This window comes from Thiohalomonas denitrificans, assembly GCF_016841685.1.
Lineage (GTDB): Bacteria > Pseudomonadota > Gammaproteobacteria > Thiohalomonadales > Thiohalomonadaceae > Thiohalomonas > Thiohalomonas denitrificans_A.
In genome coordinates this window covers 1-9061 of record NZ_JAENYR010000107.1, presented here as the reverse complement: position 1 = coordinate 9061, position 9061 = coordinate 1, and the positions used below count along the sequence as shown (strand labels likewise).

Genomic DNA, 9061 nt, shown 5'->3' with positions numbered 1-9061 from the left:
CACACGACTGCATGGATGCAGGAGGTAGAGCAACGCATGGAGCAGTTGCCGAGAGCACAAAAACAAAAAGTCATCTGTGTCCTCCGTGGTTGATCAAGCCATCACCCGGGACGAAGGACCCGGCCCGAAAGGTCGCGGATCTCACTGGGCCGCTTGCGCCCGCCCAACTCACCGGGGACGATCAAATCAATATCCTTGCCAAAGATACGCCGTACCTCGAAAGCACTGACGGCGGGGCGGCCGCCGCTGCGATTGGCGCTTGTTGAAACCAGCGGCATCCCCGCGGTCCTGCACAGGGACTGGACCACCGGATGATCGGAGACGCGAACCGCCAGCGTCGCATGTCGTCCCCGTAGCCAGGGGGGGGCCGAAGAACGCGCGGGCAGCAGCCAGGTGACCGGTCCCGGCCAGCTGGCGAGCACACGCGATCGGGCCTCCGGGTCCAGCGGCGCCAGCCAGGGCTCGAGCTGACGGAATTCGGCTGCGACCAGAATCAGGCCTTTCGCCGCGGCACGACCCTTGAGACGGAAGATGGCTTCGATGGCGGACGGATTGGCCGGATCACAGCCGAGTCCCCAGACCCCTTCGGTCGGGTAGGCAATGATGCCGCCGGATTGCAGGACCCTGCGCGCCATTCGCAGCCGGTGGGCACTTGGGGATCTCACCTGACGCCTCTTTTCTGAATAACCACTGAGAACACTGAGGACCCAAAGAAACTGCCGGATAGCAACCGAACGCCGGGGGCCGCTTAGCTTCCGGAATCCCTAACTGCTCGCCCGGTTGATCATGCGCGGCATAGGAGATTCGTCATCCCCTGTCACCCCCGCGCAGGCGGGGGGCAGGCGGGGATCCATTTTGAGCCATGCCCCTGCTCTCTGGATTCCCGCCTCCGCGGGAATGACGGGGGAGTGAGCAGTTACCCGGAATCAATTCTCTGCGTACTCTGCGCCTCTGTGGTGCAAAAAGTCAGTTGGCCGCCTTGCGCTGCTCATCCTCCGTCGGCTCCTCATCCTTCTCCTCCGCCGGCTCGGCGAAATCGCACTCCTTGCGCGGACAGACCTTCTCGGTGCCCCGCCGCTTGGTGGTCTTGATGGTGAGTACCGGCCAGTGGCACTTGGGGCAGGCTTCGGCCACCGGAGGGCTCCATACCGCATAGCTGCAGTCGGGATAACGGGAGCAGGAGTAAAAGGTCTTGCCACTGCGCGAGCGCCGCTCCAGCAGCGAGCCCTTGTGACACTCGGGGCACTCGACGCCGGTATCGGCCGGTTTCTCCAACGGCTCGATATAACGGCACTTGGGGTAGCTCGAACAGCCTATAAACTTACCGTAGCGTCCGGAACGGATAATCAGTTCCGAGTCGCATTTGGGGCAGGTCCGCCCCTCCACCTTCTCGGGCTCGGTAGCGGCCTGATCGGCACTCTCACCCAGATTGCGGGTGTAATCGCACTCGGGATAGGCGGTACAGCCGATGAAGCGCCCGCGGCGTCCCAAACGGATGGAGAGCGGTTGACCGCACTTGGGGCACTTCTCGTCCAACTCTTCCTGGGTCACATCCTTGCGCTGAACGCTCTTCTCCTTGTCCTCCACCAACTCGTGAAACGGTTTCCAGAAACGGTGCATGATGGGCACCCATTCCGCTTCACCGCGCGAAATGGCGTCCAGTTCATCCTCCAGCTTCGCTGTGAAATCGTAATCCACATAGTTGGTGAAGTGCTGGGTAAGGAACTTGTTCACCACCCGGCCCACATCGGTGGGGATAAAGCGCTTCTTGTCCATCTCCACGTATTCACGCTGCTGCAGGGTGGAGATGATCGAGGCGTAGGTGGAGGGCCGACCGATACCGTGCTCCTCCAGGGTCTTGACCAGGCTCGCCTCGGTATAGCGCGGGGGTGGCTCGGTAAAGTGCTGCTCGGGACGGATGCCGAGCAGATCGACCTTTTCGCCCTCTAGCAGCGGTGGCAGCAGCTTGCCCTCTTCCTCTTTGTCCTTCTTGTCGTCCACACTCTCCTGGTAGACAGCCATGAACCCCGGATTGACCACCGTCGAGCCGTTGGCGCGGAACACATTGCCTTCGCCGCAGACCAGGTTGACACCCACGGTGTCGATGGTCGCGTGGATCATCTGGCAGGCCACCGTACGTTTCCAGATCAGCTCGTAGAGCTTGGCCTGGTCTTTGGAGAGATAGCCCTTGATGGATTCGGGCACGTGCGTGATACCGGTGGGGCGGATCGCCTCGTGCGCCTCCTGGGCATTTTTGGCCTTGGTCTTGAAGAGCCGCGGCTCCTTGGGAATATTGTCCGAGCCGTAGCGTTGGCCGATGAAGTCGCGGATCTCGCCGATCGCTTCCTGGGCGAGGTTGACCGAATCGGTACGCATGTAGGTGATCAAGCCCACTGTTTCGCCACCGAGGTCGATACCCTCGTACAGTTGCTGGGCCGTACGCATGGTGCGCTGGGCGGTGTAACCGAGCTTGCGCGACGCCTCCTGCTGGAGCGTCGAGGTGGTGAAGGGCGCGGCGGGATTACGGCGGCGCTGCTTCTTCTCCACCTTGTCGACGGTCAGCCGACCGTCGGCGGCCTTCAGCAGGTTTCTCTCCCAATCGTGGGCGGTATCGCCATCCTCGACACTGAACTGATTGAGCTTGTCGCCCGCGTACTGTGTGAGCTTGGCGGCGAAGTTCTGGCCTTTGCTGGAGACGTCGGCCTCCAGGCTCCAGTACTCCCGGGACTGGAAGCGTTCGATCTCCTCTTCGCGCTCGACAATCATCCGTAGCGCGGGACTCTGCACCCGGCCCGCGGAGAGGCCGCGGCGGATTTTCTTCCACAGCAGCGGCGAGAGATTGAAGCCCACCAGATAGTCCAGCGCACGGCGGGCCTGCTGGGCATTGATCAGATCCAGGGAGAGCTCCCGCGGATGCGCGACCGCATCCCGGACGGCGCCCTTGGTGATCTCGTTGAAGACCACCCGGCCCACTTCCTTGTCCTTGAGCAGCTTGCGTTCTTTCAGGAGTTCATACAGGTGCCAGGAGATGGCCTCACCCTCGCGATCCGGGTCAGTCGCGAGATAGAGCGCATCGGCCTTTTTTAGGGCCTTGGCGATGGCATCGACATGCTTGGCGTTTCGGTCGATCACCTGATAGCGCATGGCGAAGTCGTGCTCGGGGTCGACTGCCCCCTCCTTCGGCAGCAGATCGCGCACGTGCCCATACGAGGCCAGGACCTCGAAGTCCTTGCCCAGGTATTTCTTGATGGTCTTCGCCTTGGCCGGCGATTCAACGATTACCAGGTTTTTGGTCATACGGTTCGCTCGTTATAGAGAGCCCGGCGCTCCCGCCGGGCCGAGGCTGTTGTTGCCCTTAGTGATCCAATACGCCGGGAAGTTCGGTTCTTTCCTCTCGGCAGCCTGCTGAACCGAACCCGAATTTCCCTGAGCCCTAAACAGCAATGCCCGCGGCAGCGGGCATTGAAAGCGGGTCCCGACGACGGAGTCTAGTGCACTGTTGCATGCTTGTCGGTGCTTTCAGCGAGTCGCTGGCCGGCCAGACCGCTCCTGCGCATCCCTGCGCCCGTGGCATTCGTGCATCCATGCACATCATGCAAGGCGCGTTTCGCAGGGAATGGCGAGCCCTTTGAAGTGCAGGGACGCACAAATGCCGCGGGCGCATGGATGCGCAAGAGCGGCCCAAGAAAGGCAACGCCGCAGATGGCCGGCCAGCGGCTCGCCCGAAGGGAGCCCCCCAAAAACGCCATGACGGCGTTGCAGCGCTTGACAAGGGAGTAACCATTGCCTGCGCGCTGCGCCTTGTCCTGACGCTTTTGGGGGGCTCTGAAAGTATCGCCAAGCATGCAACAGTACACTAGTGCAGCAAGCCCGCCATTTCATCCAGTACCAGGTCTTCCATCCAGGCCACGGCCGCCTCCTGGCCGGGCTGATTGAATAGCACCATCAGCACGACCCACTTGAGCTGATCGAGGTCACTGTCGTCACTGTCCAGGGCCATCACCCGGTCGATGACCATCTCCCGCGTGCCATGATCGAGGACACCCATCTGTTCGAGGAACAGTAGAAAACCCCGGCACTCGCTGTCCAGCCGCTCGCATTCCGGATCGGAGTAGATGCGCACCGACTGCTGGTTGGCGAGCGGGTAGGAGTCCGGACTGTCCTGCATCGTTGCCAGACCTTCCAGCCAATCAAACGCCTTGCCGATTTCGCTCTGTCGAAAACCGGCCTGGGTCAGTTCGCTACGAAGGGTTTCACGATCCGCCTCCAGATCGCCGTCGTCGTCGTAGACATAGTTTTCGAATAGATACAGCAGAATCTCGAAAACGTCTTGTTTCATCTCACTCTCTCTTGACGGTACGGGCGTAGCCGCCAGCGACGGAGACCACGTACCCCTGCAGTTCCAGGAGCAACAGCATGGAGGAAACCGAATGGGCCGTCAATCCGCTGCGCTCGACCAATCGGTCGACGCTGGTGGGACTGTGATCCAGGCACACCAGTAGATTCCGGTGCTCCTGATCCAGCTCCGGAGCCGGTTGCCGAGGGCCTGCTTCGGGCCCCTGCAACGGCTCTCTCAGTATCGCTTCGAGCTGCGGTGCAAGCTCCTCGAGGATGTCCTGTGCGGTCTCCACCAGCTTGGCACCATCGCGGATGAGACGGTGGCACCCCCGCGCCAACGGGTTGTGAATGGAGCCGGGCACCGCAAACACCTCCCTGCCCTGCTCATTGGCCTGGCGTGCGGTGATCAGCGAACCGGAGCGCGGGGCCGCTTCCACCACCAGGGTACCGAGTGAGAGTCCGCTGATGATTCGGTTGCGGCGGGGGAAATGGCCCGGCAGCGGTGCCGTCCCCGGCGGGAATTCCGACACCAGCGTACTGCCGGCCTCGACGACGGCATGGGCGAGTTCCCGGTGCCGTGCCGGATAGACCCGGTCGAGACCGGTACCAAACACGGCAACCGTGCTCCCTTCGGCCGCCAGCGCGCCGCGATGCGCGGCGGCATCGATGCCGAGGGCGAGCCCGCCGGTGACGGTCAGCCCCACACCCGCCAGGTGGTGCGCGAACTCTCGTGCCGTTTCGGCCCCCAGCGGGGTCGGATTACGACTGCCGACTATGGCCAGTTGCGGCCCGGTCAGCAGGGCGGCGTCTCCGCGAACAAAAAGGACCGGAGGCGCATCGGCAACAGTGGCAAGCCGCTCGGGGTACTCGGGTTCGCCCTGGAGGAGCAATCGGCAGCCGGGCTCTTCGGACCAGACGAGATCCCGTTCCACCGCGGCCCAATCCGGTTCACGCAAATAGGTACCGAGCGCCCCCTGTTCACGCCCCTCGCGGAACACGGCAGCGGCACTGCCGTAGCGCCCGAGCAACCCGGAAAAGGCCACAGGACCCACACCCGGCGCATGCAGTAGTGCCAGCCGGTAGTGCAATTCCTCCCTGTCAGTGCTGGCTGGCAAGAGATGCAGCTCCTTCGTGGTTCGGGTTATTCCAGAAAGGCTGGTCACCGCAGAGACACGCAGAGGTATGCGGAGCAATCACGGGAGCAAAGGCCTTCGCGTTTTCGTTCCGCCTCGCGCAACGCATCCCTGAACCTGGGCGAACTCTGCGTCCCCGCGGTGCGAAGATCCCTTCCCGGTTAACGCATTGAGATGATGTTATGGATTGGTCACCCGATCCAGCACGTGCATCGTCCGGGTCGCCTCCATTACCAGCGCATAGCTCATCTTCTCGAAGGGGCGGAAAACCATCATCACGCCGGCATACTGCTCCGGCAGAGTGACGCGGCCCCAGGTATGCGGATCGGGTACCGTTTTGCCCTGCTGGTAGACCGAGAGTACATGACCCGCTTCCATCCCCTCACGCAGCCCCAGATTGACTGCCACCACCTGGTACTGACCGATCTGCGAGACGCCGTCGACCACCGCAATGATCCGGCCGCTGACGTCGTTCTCGGGTGGCCGCGGAATGAAATTGGCGGTGATGCGCTCCTCGGGGCCCGGAAGCAACCGATCGCCGTTCAAGGCCTCCCGCCGGGATTCGGTGACAAGCAGTGTTGCGGGGTCACCGAACTGCTGGACCTTGGCATCGGCGACATGGATCGCCTCGTAGCCGAGCAACTCGCCGAACCAGCCCGGGTTCCGGTAGGCCTGACCCTTGCGCAGCACCACGTAACTGGTCGCATCCGGCTCATTGAGGCCGCGCGCGTAGACGCTGTTGCCGGTGGCCGCCATCAGATGTTCGTCAGCCGTAGCGACGATGTAGGGAGCCGCATTCAGCTCTTCCTCATCCAGGACCCTTGGCCGCTGCAGGAAGGGACGGATTGCATCCAGAGGGATCGTGGCAATAGCCTGTTCGAGCTCCTCGACACGTATTTTGGGCGAAAGCCGCTCGCCCGGGAGCCGCTTTTCGGCCCGCTGAACTTCAAGGGTCGGCTGTCCCTCTATATATACCAGTATGAGGACGTCGCCCGGATAGATTAGGTGCGGGTTCTCGATAAAGGAGTTGTTCTGCCACAGTTCGGGCCAGCGCCAGGGATCCCGAAGGAAATGGCCGGCGATATCCCACAACGTATCGCCCTTTTTGACCACGTAACGCTCGGGATAGTCGCGCTTGAGCACGATGGGTTCCGGGTCCGAGGCAGGAGTGAACGATTCGGTTGTGGCGACGGGCTCGCGGTCGATCGACGCTGCTGCCGGGACTTCCGGTGGGGCACTGGCACAGCCGTAAAGCAGCGCAGCCACCGCTATTGGCAGCAATGCGCGAAATGTGGGGTTATCCATGGACATCCCTTCGGTTAGGCAACCTCTGCGGAGTTTATCGGAAAACGAACCGCGTCGACAGTATGAGCGTCACAATGGCGAATTCAGTATGATCGGGTTACCGGGGTCTGCCGGAGCAACCCCCAACAGACCGGAACATCAGTTATGGCGATTTTGAACATCCTGCATTTTCCCGACCCGCGGCTGCGGAACCGGGCTGAACCGGTGGAGTCGGTCGATGGTGAGATCAGGCAACTGGCCGACGACATGCTGGAGACCATGTACGACGCACCCGGTATCGGGCTCGCCGCGACCCAGGTCGATGTTGCCAGGCAACTGGTGGTGGTCGACATCTCCGAAGAGCGCGACGATCCGCTGGTTTTGATCAACGCGAAAATCCTCGAAAAGGACGGCATCGAAGAGATGGAAGAGGGCTGCCTGTCGGTGCCGGGTTTCTTTGAAAAGGTGCAGCGTGCCGACCGTGTCAAGGTCCGGGCCATCGACCTCGACGGGAAGAGCTTCGAGATGGAGGCGGAGGGGCTGCTCGCCGTCTGCATTCAACATGAACTGGATCACCTGGAAGGCAAGCTGTTCGTTGATTACCTCTCCAGTCTGAAACGGCAGCGCATCCAGAAGAAACTCGAAAAGCAGCGCCGCCAGACCATGTAGATCCGAAAAATTCGCCAGTTCATTTCGCAGCTTCCGCCGCTCCTGCGAGGACCGGGCCACTGTACCGGGGCAGGAGCGGCGGGCAGGTCTATCGCCCCTCCCGTACAAACAATAGATTCCAATGCCAGAACCATTAAACATCGTCTTCGCCGGCACACCAGACTTTGCCGCCGCCTCGCTCCGGGCCCTGCTCGACTCCCGGCATCGCGTCGTGGCGGTCTATACGCAGCCCGACCGGCCGGCGGGCCGCGGCCGCAAGCTGAAGGCCAGTCCCGTAAAGCAACTGGCGCAGGAATACGGCTTGCCCGTCTATCAGCCGGTCAGCCTGAAGGATCCCGACGAGCAGAAGCGCCTCGCTATGCTGGCCCCGGATGTGATGGTGGTGGCCGCCTATGGCCTGATGCTGCCGAAAGCGGTGCTGGAGATCCCGCGCCATGGCTGCCTTAATGTGCACGCCTCACTGCTGCCCCGCTGGCGGGGTGCGGCTCCCATTCACCGGGCCATATTGGCCGGCGACGATGAGACTGGCATTACCATCATGCAGATGGACGCCGGTCTGGATACCGGCGCCATGCTTCACAAGCTTTCCACTCCGATCGAAGCGGACGAGACCTCACAGAGTCTCCATGATCGGCTCGCCATGCTGGGGGGCAAAGCCCTGCTGGAGGCCCTGGATGCTCTCCAGGCCGGCCGGCTGGAGCCCGAACCGCAGGACGAGGCGCAGGCGAACTATGCCGCCAAACTCACCAAGTCCGAATCCCGTCTTGACTGGGCGCTCCCCGCCGAGGCACTGGCGCGCCAGGTGCGGGCCTTCAACCCCTGGCCGGTCGCCCAGACCCATTGGCGGGGCGATACCCTGCGGGTATGGGAGGCGGAAACCATCGAGGGTTCGACTGGCGATGCCGCACCTGGCGCGGTACTGGCCGCGAATCGTGAGGGTATCGACGTGGCGACCGGAAACGGAATCCTGCGATTGAAAAGGCTGCAGCTACCGGGCAAACGTCCCATGGACGTGGCAGACTTCGTCAATGCACACCCAATCAAGGCGGAGCGGTTCGAAGATGAGTGATAGCGCTGCACCACGTGTGAGTGCTGCACGGATCGTCGCCGGTGTGATGGCTGGTCGTTCGCTGAGTGAACTCGTCCTGCGGGGGCTCGACGGATTGCCGCCCAGGGACCGCGCCCTGGCCCAGGAGCTGGCCTACGGGACCGTTCGCTGGTACCCGCGACTCAGCGCCCTCCTGAAGCGGTTGCTCACCAAGCCGCTCAAGGCCAGGGAGCGGGAAGTTGAAGCCCTCCTGCTGGTCGGGCTTTATCAGCTGCTGATTCTTGAAATGCCGCCCCATGCCGCTGTCGGAGAGACCGTGGCGGCGGTTCGATTACTGAAGAAGGATTGGGCACGGGGCCTCACCAATGCGGTACTGCGCAGCGCGGGACGGGAACGCGAGGCGCTGCTGGAGAAAGTGAGTGGCGATGAAAGCGCCACCACCGCCCACCCCGTCTGGCTCCTGCAGCGGCTGCGGGCCGATTGGCCGCAACAGTGGCCGGCGGTGGTCGAGGCCAACAATGCCCGCCCCCCGATGACCTTGCGCGTGAACGGCCAAAAAACCACGCGCGAAAGGTACCTCGCGGCATTG

General features: G+C 62.6%; 8 protein-coding genes. 3 read left to right on the top strand and 5 right to left on the bottom strand.

What is annotated here, in order from left to right:
- Positions 1-101 precede the first annotated feature (101 nt).
- The 5 genes from Q7L05_RS15985 to Q7L05_RS15965 all read right to left on the bottom strand — a co-directional run bounded on the left by Q7L05_RS15985 (position 102) and on the right by Q7L05_RS15965 (position 6776).
- The gene (locus Q7L05_RS15985; protein WP_411293348.1) at positions 102-635 is read right to left on the bottom strand and encodes an L-threonylcarbamoyladenylate synthase; all 534 of its coding nucleotides are present in this window, start codon (positions 633-635) and stop codon (positions 102-104) included.
- A 331-nt stretch (positions 636-966) separates the two neighbouring features.
- Positions 967-3297: a type I DNA topoisomerase gene (gene topA, locus Q7L05_RS15980; RefSeq protein ID WP_303909031.1), complete on the bottom strand. Its 2331-nt coding sequence runs from the start codon at positions 3295-3297 to the stop codon at positions 967-969.
- Positions 3298-3856: 559 nt separating this feature from the next.
- Entirely contained in the window at positions 3857-4339 is a 483-nt protein-coding gene (locus tag Q7L05_RS15975) for a DUF494 family protein (RefSeq protein ID WP_092998065.1), read from the bottom strand.
- Between the two features lies 1 nt (position 4340).
- Positions 4341-5453, bottom strand: coding sequence for a DNA-processing protein DprA (dprA, locus tag Q7L05_RS15970; RefSeq protein WP_303909026.1), 1113 nt, complete (start codon positions 5451-5453; stop codon positions 4341-4343).
- A gap of 198 nt (positions 5454-5651) precedes the next feature.
- Positions 5652-6776: a LysM peptidoglycan-binding domain-containing protein gene (locus Q7L05_RS15965; protein ID WP_303909023.1), complete on the bottom strand. Its 1125-nt coding sequence runs from the start codon at positions 6774-6776 to the stop codon at positions 5652-5654.
- A gap of 144 nt (positions 6777-6920) precedes the next feature.
- Here Q7L05_RS15965 and def point away from each other — a divergent pair, with 144 nt between their 5' ends.
- The 3 genes from def to Q7L05_RS15950 form a co-directional block, all read left to right on the top strand.
- A complete protein-coding gene (gene def, locus Q7L05_RS15960) occupies positions 6921-7424 on the top strand; it encodes a peptide deformylase (protein WP_303909020.1) in 504 nt (167 codons plus the stop codon).
- Positions 7425-7545: 121 nt separating this feature from the next.
- A complete protein-coding gene (fmt, locus tag Q7L05_RS15955) occupies positions 7546-8493 on the top strand; it encodes a methionyl-tRNA formyltransferase (RefSeq protein WP_303909017.1) in 948 nt (315 codons plus the stop codon).
- Positions 8486-9061: transcription antitermination factor NusB (locus Q7L05_RS15950; RefSeq protein ID WP_303909013.1), on the top strand; the 576-nt coding region annotated here is incomplete at its 3' end. The genes fmt and Q7L05_RS15950, both read left to right, overlap by 8 nt.